This window comes from Acinetobacter legionensis (assembly GCF_057165765.1).
Map to the genome: position 1 here is coordinate 1,520,268 of NZ_CM169896.1, position 18,890 is coordinate 1,539,157.

16 protein-coding genes are annotated in these 18,890 nt (G+C 36.4%); 13 read left to right on the forward strand and 3 right to left on the reverse strand.

The features are described 5' to 3' along the window. Positions 1 to 28 precede the first annotated feature (28 nt). A complete protein-coding gene (gene serC, locus AC2G3J_RS06910) occupies positions 29 to 1,108 on the forward strand; it encodes a 3-phosphoserine/phosphohydroxythreonine transaminase (RefSeq protein ID WP_336953976.1) in 1,080 nt (359 codons plus the stop codon). A gap of 869 nt (positions 1,109 to 1,977) precedes the next feature. Here the strand turns inward: serC and AC2G3J_RS06915 are convergent. Then, on the reverse strand, positions 1,978 to 2,907 hold the full coding sequence (locus AC2G3J_RS06915; RefSeq protein WP_483770867.1) for a hypothetical protein: 930 nt from the start codon (positions 2,905 to 2,907) through the stop codon (positions 1,978 to 1,980). Positions 2,908 to 3,152: 245 nt separating this feature from the next. Between AC2G3J_RS06915 and AC2G3J_RS06920 the strand changes: the two genes are divergently transcribed. From AC2G3J_RS06920 to AC2G3J_RS06950, 7 genes are all read left to right on the forward strand, one after another. After that, a complete protein-coding gene (locus tag AC2G3J_RS06920) occupies positions 3,153 to 3,653 on the forward strand; it encodes a YaiI/YqxD family protein (RefSeq protein ID WP_336953975.1) in 501 nt (166 codons plus the stop codon). Positions 3,654 to 3,856: 203 nt separating this feature from the next. Then, the gene (locus AC2G3J_RS06925; RefSeq protein WP_483770868.1) at positions 3,857 to 4,765 is read left to right on the forward strand and encodes a DMT family transporter; all 909 of its coding nucleotides are present in this window, start codon (positions 3,857 to 3,859) and stop codon (positions 4,763 to 4,765) included. Between the two features lie 717 nt (positions 4,766 to 5,482). Next, positions 5,483 to 6,874 carry an LLM class flavin-dependent oxidoreductase gene (locus tag AC2G3J_RS06930; protein ID WP_336953973.1) on the forward strand — a complete coding sequence of 464 codons (1,392 nt, stop codon included), beginning with the start codon at positions 5,483 to 5,485 and terminating at the stop codon, positions 6,872 to 6,874. Positions 6,875 to 7,203: 329 nt separating this feature from the next. Further along, positions 7,204 to 8,454, forward strand: a complete 1,251-nt coding sequence (locus tag AC2G3J_RS06935) for an SfnB family sulfur acquisition oxidoreductase (protein ID WP_483770869.1) — start codon at positions 7,204 to 7,206, stop codon at positions 8,452 to 8,454. A 32-nt stretch (positions 8,455 to 8,486) separates the two neighbouring features. Next, a complete protein-coding gene (locus tag AC2G3J_RS06940) occupies positions 8,487 to 9,743 on the forward strand; it encodes an acyl-CoA dehydrogenase family protein (protein WP_419327951.1) in 1,257 nt (418 codons plus the stop codon). Positions 9,744 to 9,925: 182 nt separating this feature from the next. Then, complete coding sequence (locus tag AC2G3J_RS06945) at positions 9,926 to 10,753, forward strand: SDR family oxidoreductase (protein ID WP_336953969.1); 828 nt, start codon at positions 9,926 to 9,928, stop codon at positions 10,751 to 10,753. 146 nt (positions 10,754 to 10,899) lie between these two features. After that, positions 10,900 to 11,850 carry a LysR family transcriptional regulator gene (locus AC2G3J_RS06950; protein WP_336953968.1) on the forward strand — a complete coding sequence of 317 codons (951 nt, stop codon included), beginning with the start codon at positions 10,900 to 10,902 and terminating at the stop codon, positions 11,848 to 11,850. Between the two features lie 457 nt (positions 11,851 to 12,307). On the opposite strand, the gene AC2G3J_RS06955 is transcribed toward AC2G3J_RS06950, so the two are convergent. Beyond that, entirely contained in the window at positions 12,308 to 12,928 is a 621-nt protein-coding gene (locus tag AC2G3J_RS06955) for a TetR/AcrR family transcriptional regulator (protein ID WP_004822589.1), read from the reverse strand. A 322-nt stretch (positions 12,929 to 13,250) separates the two neighbouring features. Continuing rightward, positions 13,251 to 14,672, reverse strand: a complete 1,422-nt coding sequence (cysS, locus tag AC2G3J_RS06960) for a cysteine--tRNA ligase (protein ID WP_419360475.1) — start codon at positions 14,670 to 14,672, stop codon at positions 13,251 to 13,253. Positions 14,673 to 14,869: 197 nt separating this feature from the next. Here cysS and AC2G3J_RS06965 point away from each other — a divergent pair, with 197 nt between their 5' ends. Genes AC2G3J_RS06965 through lptB form a run of 5 tightly spaced genes read left to right on the forward strand, consistent with a single transcriptional unit; the run spans position 14,870 to position 18,286 of the window. Continuing rightward, positions 14,870 to 15,862 carry a KpsF/GutQ family sugar-phosphate isomerase gene (locus AC2G3J_RS06965; protein WP_483770870.1) on the forward strand — a complete coding sequence of 331 codons (993 nt, stop codon included), beginning with the start codon at positions 14,870 to 14,872 and terminating at the stop codon, positions 15,860 to 15,862. Between the two features lie 3 nt (positions 15,863 to 15,865). Next, positions 15,866 to 16,405, forward strand: a complete 540-nt coding sequence (locus AC2G3J_RS06970; protein ID WP_004822583.1) for a KdsC family phosphatase — start codon at positions 15,866 to 15,868, stop codon at positions 16,403 to 16,405. Positions 16,406 to 16,444: 39 nt separating this feature from the next. Further along, positions 16,445 to 16,990, forward strand: a complete 546-nt coding sequence (gene lptC, locus AC2G3J_RS06975) for an LPS export ABC transporter periplasmic protein LptC (RefSeq protein WP_336953964.1) — start codon at positions 16,445 to 16,447, stop codon at positions 16,988 to 16,990. A gap of 10 nt (positions 16,991 to 17,000) precedes the next feature. Further along, positions 17,001 to 17,543 (forward strand): lipopolysaccharide transport periplasmic protein LptA, encoded by a 543-nt coding sequence (gene lptA / locus AC2G3J_RS06980; protein ID WP_336953963.1) that lies wholly within the window; start codon positions 17,001 to 17,003, stop codon positions 17,541 to 17,543. Further along, positions 17,543 to 18,286 carry an LPS export ABC transporter ATP-binding protein gene (lptB, locus tag AC2G3J_RS06985; RefSeq protein WP_336953962.1) on the forward strand — a complete coding sequence of 248 codons (744 nt, stop codon included), beginning with the start codon at positions 17,543 to 17,545 and terminating at the stop codon, positions 18,284 to 18,286. Before lptA ends, lptB begins: the two co-directional genes overlap by 1 nt. Positions 18,287 to 18,890: the final 604 nt, after the last annotated feature.

An 18,890-nucleotide genomic window follows, 5' to 3' on the forward strand; every position in this document is an offset into this window, starting at 1 on the left:
TCGTTTCACTTTTAAAAAGGGAAAAATCATGCGCGCGTACAATTTCTGTGCTGGTCCTGCTGCATTACCTACTGCCGTTTTAGAAAAAGCTCAGGCTGAGTTATTGGATTGGCATGGTAAAGGCTTATCCATCATGGAAATGAGCCATCGTAGCAAAGACTATGTGGCTGTCGCTGAAAAAGCAGAAGCTGATTTACGTAAATTGATGAACATTCCAGAGAATTATAAAGTATTGTTCTTACAAGGTGGTGCATCACTTCAGTTTTCTGCAATTCCGCTCAATTTATTGGGTAAAAATTCCAAAGCTGATTATATCCATACGGGAATTTGGTCAGAAAAAGCCACTAAAGAAGCGCAACGCTACGGCGATATCAATATCGTTGAGGCGGCAACAAGCATAAATGGAAAGCTTGCAATTTCTGAGCAAAGTACCTGGAACTTGTCAGACGACGCGGCTTATGTCCATTATGCTGAAAATGAAACAATTGGCGGTATTCAATTTGCCAATATTCCAGAAACAGATAAACCTTTAGTCTCTGATTTTTCATCAAGTATTTTATCTGCGCCACTAGATGTATCTAAGTTTGGTTTGATCTATGCTGGAGCGCAAAAGAATATTGGTCCTGCAGGTTTAACCCTTGTGATCGTGCGTGATGATTTATTGGATCAAGCAAAACCTGAAATTCCAAGCTTGTTAAAATATGGTTCGCAAGCGAAGAATGATTCTATGGTGAATACACCCGCTACTTATGCTTGGTATTTGTCTGGTTTGGTTTTTGAATGGTTGCTTGAGCAGGGCGGTGTAAACGCAATGTATAGAACCAACCTTGAAAAATCTAAATTACTATATGGTTATATTGATTCTAGTGATTTTTATAACAATCCGATCGCACTTCCAAACCGTTCAATCATGAATGTGCCGTTTACTTTGGCAGATGAAGCGCTGGATAAATTATTCTTGAAAGAAGCTGAAGAAAATCATTTACTCAATCTTGCCGGCCATCGTTCAGTAGGCGGTATGCGAGCTAGTATTTATAACGCTGTACCTGTAGAAGGTGTACAAGCGCTTGTCAACTTTATGGATGACTTTGCTCAACGTAATGGCTAATCATACTTCAAAACATTTAAATGTTTTGTTGTGCGATCAGAACCTTAATTTCCCCCCCTTGATTGAGTAAACAGAGGAGGAGGGAATTAAAGCCCTAGACTTAAAAAAAATCCCTCCAGAGTGAGGGATTTTTTTATGAGATAAATGCGGTAAAACATTAAGTCGTCGGGAATATGCCTAATATATGGATCATCATTGCAGCTAAAAACATACCTAGAACAAAAAAGCAGCAGGCTCCTTTATCCAAGCGTAAGTGAAAACCACTCACTTGATTGATTAGACTAGTCGATTGTTCAGGTATAATTTTCATTACTGAGCCTAGATTTTTAAATTATTGTTTAAATCCTATTGGTTCGTCGTATTTTTAACATAATTGACTGGTTAAATAAAGTGCTAAATTACATTATTAATATGTTGAGGTATTTATTATCTCGCGATCAATAAAAATATTATGAATTTATAATTATGATTTTGTGGGTACATTGTGGATAACTTGCCTATTTTTTAGTCTTTATATGAAAAATAATCCGAATTAAGTATAAAAATAGAGTCTATTTTTTAACAAGATCATGATATTTATTGGTTTAATTTTTATGTTTAAGCTTCTGTTTTTAAATTTATTTTCTGGGGATTCTTTAAATAGGGGGAATGTATTTATTATTTAAATAAACAGTCAATATTCTTCAGCTTAAATAGTTTTAAACAGACCTGATTATTTGATTTTGAATTTAAACTGTGGATAAGTAGTAAATTTGAATTCAAAAACATAAAAAATGCAGGGATGTATTTAGATATAATAGAAATGTTACAAAACATGTAATAAAAAAGCATGATGGGTTTTCCATCATGCTGATCAATCTGTTTTTGAATCAAGCAGCTGAATAAATGTTTGCTTGAATCCAAATATTGCCACGAATATATTGTCCAATTTCAAAATCTTTGAAAGCAGGATCTTTAGTTGCAATACGGACTAAGATTGCTGGTTGGTTCTCTTCAAGAATTAAAGTGACATCATAAAGTGTGTAGTTTTGTTGCATAAATTGCATTTCAGTTTTGCCAACAACTTTTCCTTGAAACCAAGCTTCATCCTCTTGTCCTAAAGTTTCTCCGTATAGGTATGCCACCATTTTAGAAAAATCAACAGTAACAGGAGCTTTGTCATCTTCTGACTTCGCTTCCCATGCATCAATTTGTTCTTGAAGATTTTCAGGCGTAATACCATTATTTTGTGAAAGGATATCGTTTAATGCACGGTGGTGTTTGATTGAAGCAGGATCATCAACAATGATTTGTTCATGGTCTGAAACTTTTTCGAGCTCATAAGCCCATGCATTCAGTTGAACTTTATACTGTTGATCTTGAGAATATTGGTGTCCATTTACACTGTATAAACTGTCAAATGCATAGACCACACTATTTTCACCTACTTTTAAGCTAAGCACTGCTTGAGTGTTGGTTTTGCAGGTAATGATACGGTCGATAGAAGCATTTAATTGATACGGACTTTCAAAACTGGGGAAAGCCGTTTTTACAGCTTTAGGTTTGTTATTCTCAACATCAATCACTTGACAGAGCTGTACAGAAGAACCGTTTGGACCTTGGATTAACCAAGTTGATACATCCATATCACATTCTTTTGAACAAAGCCCCATGGGCATCACTGGTGCATCCAAAGCCAAACCTAACCATTTGGGTACTTCGGACGTTGGGTTTTCTGTCAATAGACTCCAATGTTCGACATGGCTACCAAAATTCTGATCTTCTATGATAATTGTTTCAGGTCTGTTTTGATTGTTCATTTTCACGATTTTAAATGCCTCTCTTATGCTATTAAATCGAGGATGATTGCTAGATTTCAAGTCCTGAAATGTAAAATCATAAGAAAAACCAGAATATTAAACTCAATTGCCATCAACCACGCCTTAAATTGTACTTTTAATCACCAAAATACAGATGAAAAGTTTGATTGGATTTCGAAGTCGTTAAAGATTTGCGCAATAAATAAAAGAATATGCATAGGACAGCGTAACGGCATTTTGCTAAAATGTTTAAAAATCTTTATCAGAGATGTTGTGTGCTGCCATTTAAACTTTGGGTCGATGCAGATGCTTTACCTAAAATTCTTCGTGAAGTGATCTTACGTGCATCAGACCGTTATCAATTAGAAGTTACTTTTGTTGCAAACCAGCCTGTGGGTATTACACCGTCTGTACGGATCAACTCAATTCAAGCAATGTCGGGTGCAGATCAAGCTGATCAAGAAATTGTTGATCGTATGAGTGAGCATGATATTGTGATTACTCAGGATATTCCTTTGGCAGCACAGGTCATTGAAAAGGGTGGTGTAGCAATTCACCCACGTGGAGAGGTTTATACATCAGCCAATGTCAAAGCTCGTTTACATTTGCGTGATTTTATGGATACCTTGCGTGGTGCTGGTGTACAAACGGGTGGGCCGCCACCGATTTCTGAGCGTGATAAACGTGAGTTTTCGAGTAGCTTAGACCAGACGATTCTCAAGCAGAAACGTAAGACTTCGATATAAGTCTAATGCTTGATTTAAAAATCATCTGCAACTGAATTTTTTCGACCTTTTGAATTAATCGAACTTGCTTTTCAATAGATATTTATATCAATAGAGCTTCCCGTTGCTTGATTAAGATTTAATTGAATTTGCAAAGATCAATGTAAAATTCATTTTTGAATCCAACAATTTAATTCACACCCAGCAGTCATTTAGGAATCTATATGCCCTCTAAATCCAACCTGATGACGACCTATATTTTATTGGTCTTCATTTGGGCAAGTACGCCTTTGGCAATTGTATGGAGTGTGGCAGATTTACATATGATGTGGGCTTTGGTTTTGCGGTTTTTTATCGCCTTGCCGATTGCTTTATTTTTGTTGCTGATTTTAAAAGTTAAATTACCGTGTAATAAAATTGCTTTACATAGTTATTTAGCTGGTTCATTTAGTCTGATTGGTTCACAAATTTTTACCTATGCCGCAACCAGTTATTTAAGTTCAGGTATTATTGCTTTGATGTTTGGATTAGCCCCGATTATGGCAGGACTTATTGGTCGTTTTGGCTTTGGTCAGAGATTACATGGGATTCAATGGCTTGGCATGCTGCTTGCTGTTGTCGGTTTAGCCATTATTTGTACCAGTAGCGGGGCCAGCCAACATGTGCATCCCGTTGGAATTATGCTGATGTTGATGAGTGTATTTACTTATGCTTTTTCCATCTTTTGGGTAAAAAAAGTGAATGCAGATGTCATGCCAATGGCGCAAGCAACAGGTTCAATCTTGGTTTCTACGTTGGCTGCAATGTGTATTATTCCTTTTATTTGGCAGTATGCGCCTACGCATATTCCAGAAACTAAATCACTATTGGCATTGATTTATACCGTATTTATGGCTTCATTGCTGGCGATGTTTTGTTATTTTAAATTGGTTCAAAATATTAAAGCCACAACTTTATCATTGACTACAGTGATGACCCCAATGATTGCCATGTTTTTAGGCGCGATGCTCAATAATGAAAAACCAACTATGAATGTGTTTATCGGCGCGGCAGTTTTGATTTTCGGGTTATTTTTATACTTCTACAAAGATTTTAAAGCACGTCAATTGCTAGCCAAAAAGATTAAAAATTAGCATCGATTTTTTCTTTAGATTTTATGCTAAGTGATTAACCTTCAACTAAGCTTAGATTCAGGCTTTTGCATAGTTTATTTGTACAGCTCATTGAAGCTATGTAGATGCTTTTTAAAGAAGATGTGTTTTTAATTTTTTAAAATGTTAATCGATGCTTACAGATTGATGAAAGCCAATATATAGCCAACTTATCAAAAAACTTAAACACAAGAATATAATTTCCCTCAAATAATATTTTAAATTAAATCAACTACATGGCGGATAAGTTATTTGGTTATAAAAAGTTGGCAATGCCACACATTTCGTAGGGGGATGCCAAACTTTGCGCTGCAAACAAAACTCTGCTTTATTTTTGCTCATGTAGAGCGAGGGGGACGTCCTCTACCCCCGCCTAATGGCGGCTTCTCTGTCGCCTCACGGTAGGATCACCATCTTTGATTCAAAAATACAAAAAATGAATTGATAACCAGCAGTTCCATAAAGCGCATACAAAAAGATAGGCTTCATTTATGATCAGGAATTTGATGAAAATCACTTATATGAATAATTAGTTAGTTTGACGATAATTATGGTGAATAAACCAATTTGTATAAAAAAGTATATTTATTTCATTATTTTAGATAAAAGCAATCATGATAATAATTGAAGATATTGAGATAAAAGAATAAAGATAAATGGCATAGGATAAAAATAATATTCAAGATGAGTTGAAGAGAAATGACTAAGCAGATCCGCTTTAATGCCTTTGAAATGAATTGTATTGCACATCAATCTCCTGGTTTATGGCGTCATCCTTCAGATCGCTCAACAGAATATAAAGATATTGAATATTGGACTGACCTCGCTAAAATCTTGGAAAACGGGCTATTTGATGGCATTTTTATTGCCGATGTACTTGGGATATATGATGTTTACCACCAAAGTGCAGAACATGCATTGACTGGTGCAGTGCAAGTCCCAGTCAATGATCCTTTGCAAATTATCCCAGCGATGGCTGCGGTGACCCGACATTTAGGTTTTGGTGTGACAACATCAATATCTTTTGAACATCCTTATCCTTTTGCGCGAAGAATCAGTACATTAGATCATCTCACCAAAGGTCGAGTGGGGTGGAATATTGTCACCTCCTATTTGGAAAGTGGTTCTAAAAACTTAGGACTAAATACGCAATTAAATCATGATGATCGCTATGATATTGCCGATGAGTATTTAGAGGTGCTATATAAGTTGTGGGAAGGATCTTGGGAAAATGATGCGGTTTTAAGAGATAAACAGGCTGGAATCTTTGCAGATCATACAAAAGTGCATCCCATTTTACATGAAGGGAAATACTTTAAAGTTCCTGGTATTCATATTTGTGAACCTTCACCACAGCGCACACCTGTACTCTATCAAGCAGGTGCTTCTGCTCGAGGGCAAACATTTGCAAGCCAAAATGCTGAATGTATTTTTATTGCACCACCATCAAAAATAGCAGCCAAGAAAATTGTTCAAAGTATTCGTGAAAAATTAAAACAGGAAGGACGTGACCCTTATTCTGTTAAAATTTACACCTTATTGTCAATTGTAACTGATGAAACGGATAAAAGAGCTCAGGAAAAATTTAAAGAATATCAGTCGTATGGAAGTTATAACGGTGCTTTGACCTTAGTGTCTGGTTGGTCTGGTGTAGATTTTTCACAGTATCAACCTCATGATAAGGTTGAGTATATTGAAACCAATGCGATTCAATCGATGTTAGATGCTTATGTCAATGCGGACCCTAACCGTATTTGGACAATTGAAGAAATTGCCCATTGGAATAGTGTGGGGGGAAATGGTCCTGTGTTGGTCGGTTCAGCACAAACGGTTGCTGATGAGTTACAACAATGGGCAGAAGATACAGATGTTGATGGCTTTAATTTAGCCTATATTTTGGCACATCAAACTTTTATAGATATTGTAGATTTTATTGTACCTGAGCTACAACGTCGTGGTGCTTATCAAACAGAATATCGTCAGGGTACTTTACGAGAAAAACTATTTGAACAAGGTGCTTATTTATCAAAGAATCATCGAGGCTCACAATATCGCAAAGCGAATACGGATAGATTGGCACAAGCCAGTTAATCTTAAAATTATACTCTGAGATAAAATATTAATTCATCTGATTGTGGAGCATACATTGCCATTATCTAGCAATATGAGTTGTATTGATTGATATTGTTTTAATATTGATCTTTAAATGGTTTTTAAATTAGTCATTTATTTCATAATCATTTAGCTCGTTAGTCAGAACGTAGCCCACATAATGTGGGCTTTTTTTATGGTTTTAATGGATATGAATTTTAGTGATAAATTTATAATTTTGTTTTGAATAATAAATGCATTTATTCGTATAAATAGCATAAAAAAATAATGCTAGTTTAAATCCATGCTTATTTAAAAGAGTAACAACAATGACTGATTTAAACCAAAAAAACTTTTCTTCTCAGACGGCCGTTCCTTTGCAATTTTTTGAATTGAATCATGAAGCACATGTTATTCAATCGGATGAAGAAGCTATTCAAGTAGCGAAAAATTTAGCCAAAGAGTTTGCCAAAGAAGCATCACAACGTGATTATGAACGACGTTTGCCACTTGAGGAGATACAGCTCTACTCACAAAGTGGTTTATGGGGGATTAATATTCCACATGCTTTTGGTGGGGCTGAAGTGAAATATCGTACATTAGCAGATGTGGTTAAAACTATTTCTAGTGTAGATCCTTCACTTGGACAAATTGCGCAAAATCATTGGGCTTTTATAGAGCATCTCCGTTTAGATGCCAGTCTTGAACAGCAACAATTTTTCTTTGCTGAAATTTTAAAAGGTCGACGTCTGGGTAATGCCTTTTCAGAAAAAGGTAGCAAGACCGTTGCTGACTTAGAAACCAAAATACATAAAACAACTCAAGGTTATGAAATTAATGGTCAAAAATTCTTTGCTACAGGGGCTCTATTGGCACATTGGGTACCTGTCGTTGCAGTGAATGAAGATGGGCTACCTGTGGTTGCCTTAACGCCACGAACAAGTACAGGTCTGGAAATTGTCAATGATTGGTCTGGATTTGGACAGAGAACTACAGCGAGTGGAACTGTAGTACTAAAACAAGTTCAAGTTGATGAAAAATATATTGTGCCGATCCATAAAGCCTTTGAAAGACCTACAGCAGCAGGTGCGATTTCTCAATTCATTCAAGCCGCTGTGGATGCTGGTATTGCGCGTGGTGCAATTGATGAAACGATTCAATATGTACGCTTACATTCACGCCCTTGGATTGACTCAGGTTTAGAAAAAGCGAGCGATGATCCGTATACCATTGCAAGTATAGGGGAGTTAAAAATTAAATTACGTGCAGCCGAAGCCGTTTTAGACTTGGCTGGTGATGCAATTGATCAAGCAATTGCCGATCCATCTGAAGAGAATGCTAATCAGGCGGCATTACTGGTTGCAGAAGCCAAGGTATTAACAACTGAAATTGCCATTCTGGCTTCTAACAAATTATTTGAATTATCAGGTACTCGTTCAACATTGTCTGAATTAAATTTAGATCGCCATTGGCGTAATGCACGTACCCATACTTTGCATGATCCTGTACGTTGGAAATTTAATTTAGTCGGTAATTATTATCTCAATAACATTCACTTACCACGCCATGCGTGGAGCTAAGAATAAAAATAAGCAAATGATGGAGAGAAAAAATGGGTAACTTAGATATTCAAAACCGTTTTATTGAAGATTTATCAATCTCAGCAGACTATGAGACGGTTGCGTCAAAATATCGTGCAATTTTTGAAAAAATTTCACAGGGTGTCGTTGAACGCGAGCAACAGCGTATATTGCCGTATGAGCAAATAGATTGGCTAAAAAATGCAGGTTTTGGTGCATTACGTGTGCCAGTCAAGTTTGGTGGAGATGGGGTGTCTTTACCTCAGTTATTTCAATTGCTCACTGAACTTGCAAAGGCCGATTCAAATATTGTGCAAGCATTGCGGGGGCATTTCGCTTTTGTTGAAGATCGATTAAATGCACATAAGTTTAAGAATCAAGAATTATGGTTTAAACGCTTTGTTCAAGGTGATTTGGTGGGGAATGCATGGACTGAAATCGGTCATGTAAAAATTGGTGATGTGATTACCCGTGTAACTCAAAATAATAATCAATTGCTGGTCAATGGGAAGAAGTACTATTCAACAGGCACAATCTTTGCGGATTGGGTTGATTTATTTGCCTATGATGAACGTACGGATCAGCATGTTATTGCTGCGATTTCTCGACATGCTTCTGGTGTTGAAGTACTGGATGATTGGGATGGTTTTGGTCAAAAAACCACGGGAAGTGGCACTCTAACGTTAAGCAATGTTGCAATCGAAGCAGACCATATTTTGCCTTTTGAGCAACGTTTTAAATATCAGACTGCGTTCTACCAAGTCATTCATTTGGCAACCTTATCGGGTATTGCACAGTCAGCAGTTGCAACATTTATTCATGAAGTACAAAAGCGTGATCGTATTTTTAGTCATGGCAATGCTGACTTAGTACGTAATGATCCACAGATTTTACAGGTGATTGGTAAAGCTTCCGCACAAGCCTATGCAAGTCAAAGTATCACCACGCAAACAGCAGAAGCTTTGCAGCGTGCATATATTAGTCACTTTAGTGAATCCGAAGTAAAAAATATTCAAGCAAATAATGATGCTGAATTAGAGGCAGCACAAGGGCAGGTGGTTATTTCTGATTTAGTCTTGGAGTTAACCAGTAAGTTATTTAATGCGCTTGGTGCATCTGCAAGTACCACCACAAAACAACTTGATCGCTTCTGGCGCAATGCACGGGTCGTATCTTCACATAATCCAGTCGTATATAAGGAAAAAGTGATTGGTGATTGGGAAGTTAATCGTGAACCATTGCCTTTTGTTTGGCAAATTGGAACAAGTCCAAAAGTTGGTGCTGCCTAGAATTTAAATTTTCACCACCTTTAGTCCAAGGCTTGCTTATGCAAGCTTTTGATTTTTATAAAGACTATAAAGAATAATAATTATTGTACTCATGAGTATACAAAATGGTAGATTTGGTACTATGAGGTGAAAACAAAGTTAAGTAGATTAGTACAGCAAAAAACAAATACAACGAGGAAATCATGTCGCTTAAAGGAAAAACACTTTTTATTACCGGTGCAAGCCGAGGAATAGGGCGAGAGATTGCACTAAAAGCTGCACAAGATGGTGCGAACATTGTGATTGCTGCAAAATCTACACAAGAGCATCCTAAATTAGGGGGCTCGATTTTTACTGTTGCTCAAGAAGTTGAGGCGGTAGGTGGTCAAGCTTTAGCACTTCAACTGGATGTACGTGATCAAGATGCGGTTGCGCTTGCCATGAAACAAGCAGCAAAGCATTTCGGTGGAATTGATATTTTAATTAACAATGCTGGTGCGATTAAACTGTCTGGCGTAGAGACGCTTGACCCAAACCGTTTCGATTTAATGTATCAGATCAATACACGTGCTGTGATGGTATGTAGTCAAGCTGTACTACCTTATTTAAAAAACAGTGACAATCCGCATATTTTAAATCTTTCACCGCCGTTAAACTTGGATGAAAAATGGTTTGCTAGCTATGCACCGTATACCATTACTAAATATGGCATGAGTATGTTGACTTTAGGGATGAATCAAGAGTTTTCCGGTTATGGGGTGAGTGTAAATTCACTATGGCCGAGAACGATTATTGCCACAGCTGCAATTGAGTTTTCTTTAGGCGGTAAGCAATTATTTAGCAGAGCTCGTAAACCGAACATCATGGCAGATGCCGCTTATCGTATTTTAAACAGTGAAAAACGCGCCTTAACAGGACGCTTATTGATTGATGAAGAAATCCTCCGAGAGTATGGTATTACAGATTTTAATGAATATCGCTATGCTGATTCAGAGGATGAGTTAATGGTTGATTTGTTTGTTAAAGAATAATTGCTGAGCTGATCACGCCAATAATCCGTGCCGATTTTAAAATCCTGAGTTGATTGTTTAAAATCGGTACATTAAAACATTGGAAATTTTTATAAAAAAGCAGAAGATATAATATTGAATCTAGAAAATGAGTGAGATGTAATTTCGTGTATGAGTTAGATTGTAAGTTGCTCAGTATTTTTTACTATATCTACAAGTTTAAAAGTGTTTCTGTTGCCGCAGATCATTTAGCGATGAGCCAACCTACAGTAAGCAATATTCTAAATAAAATTCGTGTTCATTATAACGATCCGTTATTTTTACGGATTGGTAATGAAATGGTGCCTACAGAATTATCTAAACAACTTTATCCCTTGATCAGTGAAGCGCTGAGCAAAGTTGAAATTATTAATAATTTTAGTGTGGATTTTGATGAAACAGCATCTCAGCAACAGTTTACTGTCGCGATGACAGATGTTTCTCACTTAGTTTTATTGCCTAAAATTTCTCAATATCTCAAAGCACATGCACCACATGTTAAATTAAATGTTCGCGCCATCACCTCTGAAACCAGTTATCAGATGGCAAATGGTGAAATTGATTTGGCGATTGGGTTTTTACCGCAATTAGAAAATGGTTTCTATCAACAAAAATTATTCGAACAATTTTATGTGGTGATTGCATCAAAAGATCATCCACGATTAACTCAACAAAGCATGACCGTTGAACAGTATTTGAGTGAATCACACATCGATATTGATGCAGGTGTTGGGCATTACCACATCGCCAATGAGCTGTTAAATTTAGATTTAAAACGTAATGTGTTGATGCGTATCCCGAGTTATCTAGGCGTTGGATTGGTGGTGCAAGATACTGACTCGATTGCAACCGTTCCTTATTATTTGAGTGAAGTCTTGTTGTCACGAGGAAACTTACAAATTTTCCCAGCACCCATTTCGTTTCCGACTTATTCGATTAAGCAGTATTGGCATATGTCATGTCATCATAAAACTAGCCATCAGTGGTTAAGACATATGTGTTATGAGATTTTTAGTCAGGTGAATTCAATGCCTTTACCCAGTCAGTTATTGAACTATGCTGATCAGCCAGAAGTTTAAGGGTTTCTCGAATTGATACATCCAGAATGATTGGTATCAACAACTTGATAAAATATTATTGATGAAAAAGCTTAATATTTTTGATTCAGAAAGTTTAAACGAGATTTATACGCAGGTCAGCAGTTGAATGGATGTGTGAATAAACAATATGCACAGGAAAGCGGAATATCTTTTGCAATTAGGTCATTTTTCCCATCAAGTTGTTCAAGCTTATCTTGATGTATTGAACTCGAGTTATATGACGAAAGTGTATGACGTATATCATTTTTTAAACAGCTATATTGTGACTTAGAAGAGCTATCACCAGTTCAACAGTATCAACTTAAAAGTGTAATTAATTGTTGTTTAACGGTCTTTAGATAATAATTTAGAACTGTAGCTTTTAGAAAAAAATCAAAATAAATTTTAAAAGGACTTTTTAAAACTAAATAGCTTAAGAACAGTTATCCTTTTAACATTAATTTGCTTGGTGCTCTGAATCGGTTAGCTTATCAGGTGTCATCAATGCTTGATTGACATAGAGTTTGATTAAGCGTTCACGTGAACCAATGGATTTTTGATAGTGCGTAGAATTTAACAATAATGATGCGCCATAAGTCACTGTCCAGATATAGGACAAGTAATCACGGATAGACATACTACTGTTTAAGGCTTTGAGATGTGCTCCGAAAAGATCTTTAATTTCTAAAATACGTTGTTCACGTATGCTATAAAGTTCTTCGAATAAGTCTTTGAGTTTACGTTCATTATTGGTTAGACGCTCTTCAATCACATGCAGTAAAATTGTTCGATTCGAATTTAACATGTTATATAACATGTATTCAGATACATAGATTTTAATATCGTGATGGTAGGCTTTAGAAATATCTAAAAGTCGTTTTTCATTCAAAATAATCAGTTCAAGATACAGTTGGTTTTTACTTTTAAAATGTTTATAGATCGTTCCTTTTGCGATATCAAGTTCAGCAGCAAGCTCACTTAACGTAATATCCTGATTATTATCAAGCAATAAGGTTTCTGCCATTGCTAAAATTTTCTCTTTGCGAAGAAGAAAATTCTGTTGGCGCACTGAACTCATTCTATTGATCCAAAACTGCTGATGAAGAACTGGACTCAGAGTATATCAGCTATTTCGCTGATTCAATAAAACTATAGTCCATCATATTCAATAAAATATTTATTTTTTCAATATATTTAATAATTTAGATTTTATATAAGCAAATTAGCGATGTTAAAAATTTTAATGAACCATTTATAAAACTAAACTTAAGTAAGGTCACACTACGACTAAAAAAATGGCAAGAGATATACCGTTTAAAACATATTTAGTTAGCAACGACTTTAAAAAGAAAAACCTGATCGTTTGATCAGGTTTTTCTTTTTAATAAAGCTCTTAGAGATTAATCTGCGCGGCGCCAAATGGTACCTTGACGTGTATCTTCCAGTACTACACCTTGAGCAAGCAAAGACTGACGGATTTCATCTGCACGGGCAAAGTCTTTATTTTTCTTGGCATCAACACGTTGTTGAATGAAATCCTCAATATCCGTTTGAGATAAGCCAAGTGCTTCTTGACCAATATCTGATTTTAAAAAGTCATCTACATTGTATTGAACCAAGCCAAGGATATTGGTCAAGTGGCGTAACGTAGAATAATAAAGCGTAGATTGCGCTGCATTCTCTTCTTTAACCGCACGATTCAATTCTTTAATAATTTCGAATAAAACTGCAATTGCTTCAGATGTATTGAAGTCATCACGCATTGCTGAATTAAAGCGCTCGACTAGCGTTTCATCTAACAGGTCTGTGGTTTTATCGCCATAGACTTGTTGATACGCTTTAAATGCATGATAAAAACGAGAAAGCGTAGTTTTTGCTTCTTTTAGTGCAAAATCCGAAAAGTTTACAGGGCTACGATAGTGTGATGACACAATAAAATAACGAATCACTTCAGGATGAAATTTCTCCATCACATCACGAATGGTAAAAAAGTTGCCTAAAGATTTAGACATTTTTTCGCCATCGACATTGATAAAGCCAACATGCATCCAGTAGTTTACATATTGTTCATCTGTTGCAGCTTCTGATTGCGCGATTTCATTTTCATGATGTGGGAATAAAAGATCTGAACCGCCCCCATGAATATCGAAATGATTGCCTAAGCAGCAAGTTGACATTGCTGAGCATTCAATATGCCAACCTGGACGGCCATTGCCCCAAGGTGAAGCCCATGAAGGCTCATTTTCTTTAGCATGTTTCCATAGCACAAAGTCAAATGGATGTTTCTTCTCAACTTCAACATCAACACGTTCAGAAGCGCCAGCTTGCATATCGGCAAGTTTACGTCCTGAAAGTCGGCCATAGTTCTTAAATTTTTCAACTTCAAAATAGACATCGCCATTTGCAGAAGGGTAAGCCGTGCCTTTATTGACAAGGTTGCCAATCATATTCTGCATTTGATCGATATAATCTGTTGCGCGGGGTGCCTCATCGGGTGCTAAGCATCCTAAATTTTCGGCATCATCATTCATCGCCTTGATAAAACGATCGGTCAAAGCTGTAATGCTTTCACTATTTTCATTGGCACGCGCAATAATTTTGTCATCGATATCTGTGATGTTACGAACGTATTTAACATTCCAACCTTGACTACGTAAAAAACGAATAATGTAGTCAAAAGCAACCATCACCCGAGCATGGCCTATATGACAGTAATCATAAACTGTCATACCGCACACATACATGTCGATATGTCCTTCTTTACGGGGAACAAATTCAACTTTTTTTCGTTGCTCAGAGTTGTAAAGAACAAATGGTTGCATAGGTTTTCTAAAGGCTTCAACAAAATGATGATTAATCTTAACCTAAGCTCCATATTTCATAAAGTTTTATACGTTATTTTTCTAAGAAAATGAAATTTATACATTTAGGAAAGCAGCCTATTGTATTGCTATGCTAAAATAGCAAAAATATTCCATTCGATATTCAAAACTCTTTATAGAGTTAAGGTTAGCCCATTTTGAATCCTGAAAATAAATCAAATCAAGTTGATTTTCAAAAAGTTGCACTTGAAACTTTACGCATTGAAGAACATGCCATAGAGATTTTAGCGACTCAAATTGATGAGCGTTTTACGCGCGCATGTGAAATTATTTTACAGTGCCAAGGTCGTTTAGTGATTACGGGTATGGGGAAATCTGGGCATATTGGGCGAAAAATGGCAGCAACTTTCGCATCAACAGGCACACCATCATTCTTTATGCATCCTGGTGAAGCAGGGCATGGCGATTTAGGTATGTTGGTCAAAGGTGACGTGTTGATTGCAATTTCAAACTCAGGAAAGAGTGATGAGATTATGATGTTGATGCCACTGATTAAGTATTTGGAAGTACCTTTGATCACCATCAGTGGTGATGACAAAGGACCTATGCCACAAAATGCAGAAGTTGCGTTGACACTTGGAAATATTAAAGAAGCATGTCCATTAGGTTTGGCGCCAACCTCAAGTACTACTGCAACATTGGTATTGGGCGATGCACTGGCTGTGGCGCTATTAGATGCACGTGGTTTTACTGCGGATGATTTTGCAATGTCACATCCTGCAGGTGCATTAGGCAAACGTCTGTTGTTACATGTAAAACATTTGATGCGTACAGGCACTGATTTACCAAAAGTATTTCCTGATACGCCAATGAATAAAGTTTTGTACGAAATTTCCAATAAGCGTTTAGGTTTAACCACGGTTGTCGATGAAAATGACAGCTTATTGGGCATATTTACTGATGGTGATTTACGCCGTTTAATTGACAGACAGCAAGGTTTTGATGTGAACTTGCCTGTTTCCGCGGTCATGGTTCAAAACCCTTCAACCATTTCAAAAGAAGCACGTGCAGTTGAAGCTTTAGAAAAAATGAATGAAAAGAAAATTAGTCAATTTATCGTCGTTGATGATGCCAATAAAGTGATTGGTGTAATTAGTATGCATGACCTGATTCAAGCTGGAGTAAATTAATCAATGGCTTCTTATGTTTTACTGGAACAAGCGCGTCATATTGAAGCATTGGTTTTAGATGTAGATGGTATTTTGAGTGATGGTTTTGTGACATTGACCAATACAGGGGATGAAATTAAATCCTTTGATATTCGCGACGGATTAGGTATGAAACTGGTGCAAAAATCTGGAATTAAAGTCATCATTATCACAGGACGTAAAAGCAATATTGTTGAAAAACGTATGGCTGATCTTGGCGTGGATTTGGTCTTTCAAGGTCGTGAAGACAAAGGTGCTGCACTTAAAGAAGCTTGTGCTCAATTCAATTTAGATCCTGAAGACTGTTTATATATGGGTGATGATTGGCCAGATCTTTCAGCCTTTGCAATTGCAGGGATGAAAGTCACTGTACCCAACGGGCATGTTGAAGTGCGTCGTCGAGCAGATTTAGTCACTCAGGCGATGGGTGGGCGTGGAGCTGTGCGTGAAGTCTGTGATATGTTGCTGATGGCAAAAGGCACTTACCAAGAATTACTTGAAAAATATACAGCTATACCGCATTAATAGCGTAAATTCAGATTGATCAAATGTTGAATGTAATTTATGGATACTAAGGTTTTATATGTGACTGCAGTTGTCATCGCGGCAATCAGTGGTGGCTATTACTATTACAGTGGGAAAAGCAAAAAGTTGGATGCGAATTCAGCAAAAAGCATGACGTATACTGCTGAGGGTATCCAGTTGGTCCAAACAGATGAAAAGGGCAATCTTTATGTTCGTGCTCAAGTGGATCGTTTAGAACAAGATTTACAAAGAAAAACTTCAACACTGAGTAACCTCAATGCTTCGATGTTTCATCAAAATAAAGTTGATTCAACTTTTTTTGCAAAACAAGCACGAGGATTTAATGACAATGAAAAAGTCGTTTTATCTGGACAAGTTAAAGCGACCAAGATTGGTGAACGAGGGACCATGGAATTTCAGACAGACGAGTTAACGGGGTATCCTAAAATACGTCAGTTTGAAACGACTCACCAAGTGACTGTTAATGCACCTGATGCAGAATTTATTAGTCAGGGTTTAAAAGCTGATTTAAACCAAGGTCAATATGAATTTGCACATATTCGAGGAAAGTATGTACCTAACTAAGCCTTTTTTAATGAAACAATCTTTCCTAATAAAAGCGATCTGCACTGCCGGTTTAATGGGCTTGTCTGCAGCAGCATTTGCATTACCATCAGATCGTAATCAACCAATCTCATTGGTTGCAGATAAAGCAACCTATAATGAAGCTGCGGGTGTAACGACATATACTGGTAATGTCATCATTGAGCAAGGTACAATGAAGCTTCAAGCTGCTTCAATTGTGGCTCAATTAAATAAAAATAAGCAAATTAGCACCATTACTGCCACTGGGGGCCCAGCAAAGTTTCAACAACAAGTTGATACGGCAAAGGGTGTTGCTCGTGGGGAAGCACAAAAAATTATTTATAATGCTGAAACAGGTATTATTAATTTAATTGGTAATGCTTATTTATATCAAGATGGAGCAAGTATTCGCAGTAGTTCATTAAAATATAGTATGAACAAAGGCGATATTGAAGCTTCCGGTAGTTCAAATAGCACAGGTTCACCGAAAGGACGTGTACAAATTATTATCCCGCCAAATAGTACCAAGTCTTTTCCTGGAGCGCGTGATTAATGACAGCATCAAATCAGCCTCAAGTACTTTGTATTAAACATTTAGCTAAAGTTTATAGTAAACGCTGGGTGGTTAAAGACGTTTCATTTAGTATGCAAAGTGGACAGATTGTGGGTTTGCTTGGGCCGAATGGTGCAGGGAAAACTACCAGCTTTTATATGGTCGTTGGTTTGGTGCGAATGGATAAGGGAGAAATTCATCTAGATAATGAAGATATTTCTGATTTAGCTATGCATCAGCGAGCACGTAAAGGAATTGGTTATCTTCCTCAGGAAGCTTCAATTTTCAGAAAGTTAACGATTGCTGAAAATATCATGGCGATTCTTGAAACACGAAAAGACTTAGATAAACAGCAGCGCCAGCAACGTCTTAAAGAATTATTGGAAGATTTTAAAATCACCCATATTAAAGATTCACTTGGAATGAGCGTATCGGGTGGTGAGCGTCGCCGTGCTGAGATCGCACGTGCGCTTGCAGCAGATCCAAAATTCATGCTTTTGGATGAACCTTTTGCAGGTGTCGATCCAATCTCTGTAGGTGATATTAAAGATATAATTCGCCAGTTAAAAGATCGTGGGATCGGTGTTTTGATTACTGACCATAATGTTCGAGAAACTTTAGCGATTTGTGAGCATGCTTATATTGTGAGCGAAGGCGCTGTGATTGCGGAAGGTACACCAGAAGATGTTTTGGCAGATGAAACCGTGCGCCAAGTATATTTAGGTGATGATTTTACCGTCTAACTACTCAGCCTTTTTAAAAAGATGAAGGAACTCCTTCATTTTTTTTTTGCTTTTTGTGCGGTATATTTGAAAAAAGATCAGTTTTGATTGAATATTTTATTAATTATTATTTCATTAAAATTTAACAACATAGTTTTAATGTGACATCTATCACTAATTAAGAAATGTGTTACATGTTTTGTTTAAAAATTAATCTAAGCTAAATTCTTAAGTTTCTATAATACCCATAAAATTTAAATGGGAATTACATACTTTTAAATACTATGAGTGGTATGAAAATAATAGTTTATTGTTTTTAAAATAGGCAAGATTATTAATCAAATTTAAATAAATTTATAAAATTGATCATTATGAATATTAATAATGAATATAAAGTGATAATTAAATTGAATCGAAATAATTTAGTAAAATAAACAAGTATGATTTTAATTAAATGATAATTACATCACAAATTAATGGTTTTAAAAAGACCAATCATTTAGCCATTATAGACAAGTGCTGTTTTTTATATGCTTATCTGATTTTAATATCAAAAATATACACTTGTGAAATTTATCTCACTTATTTATCTTTTTTGCATAACAGTAAATTATAAGACGGAAAA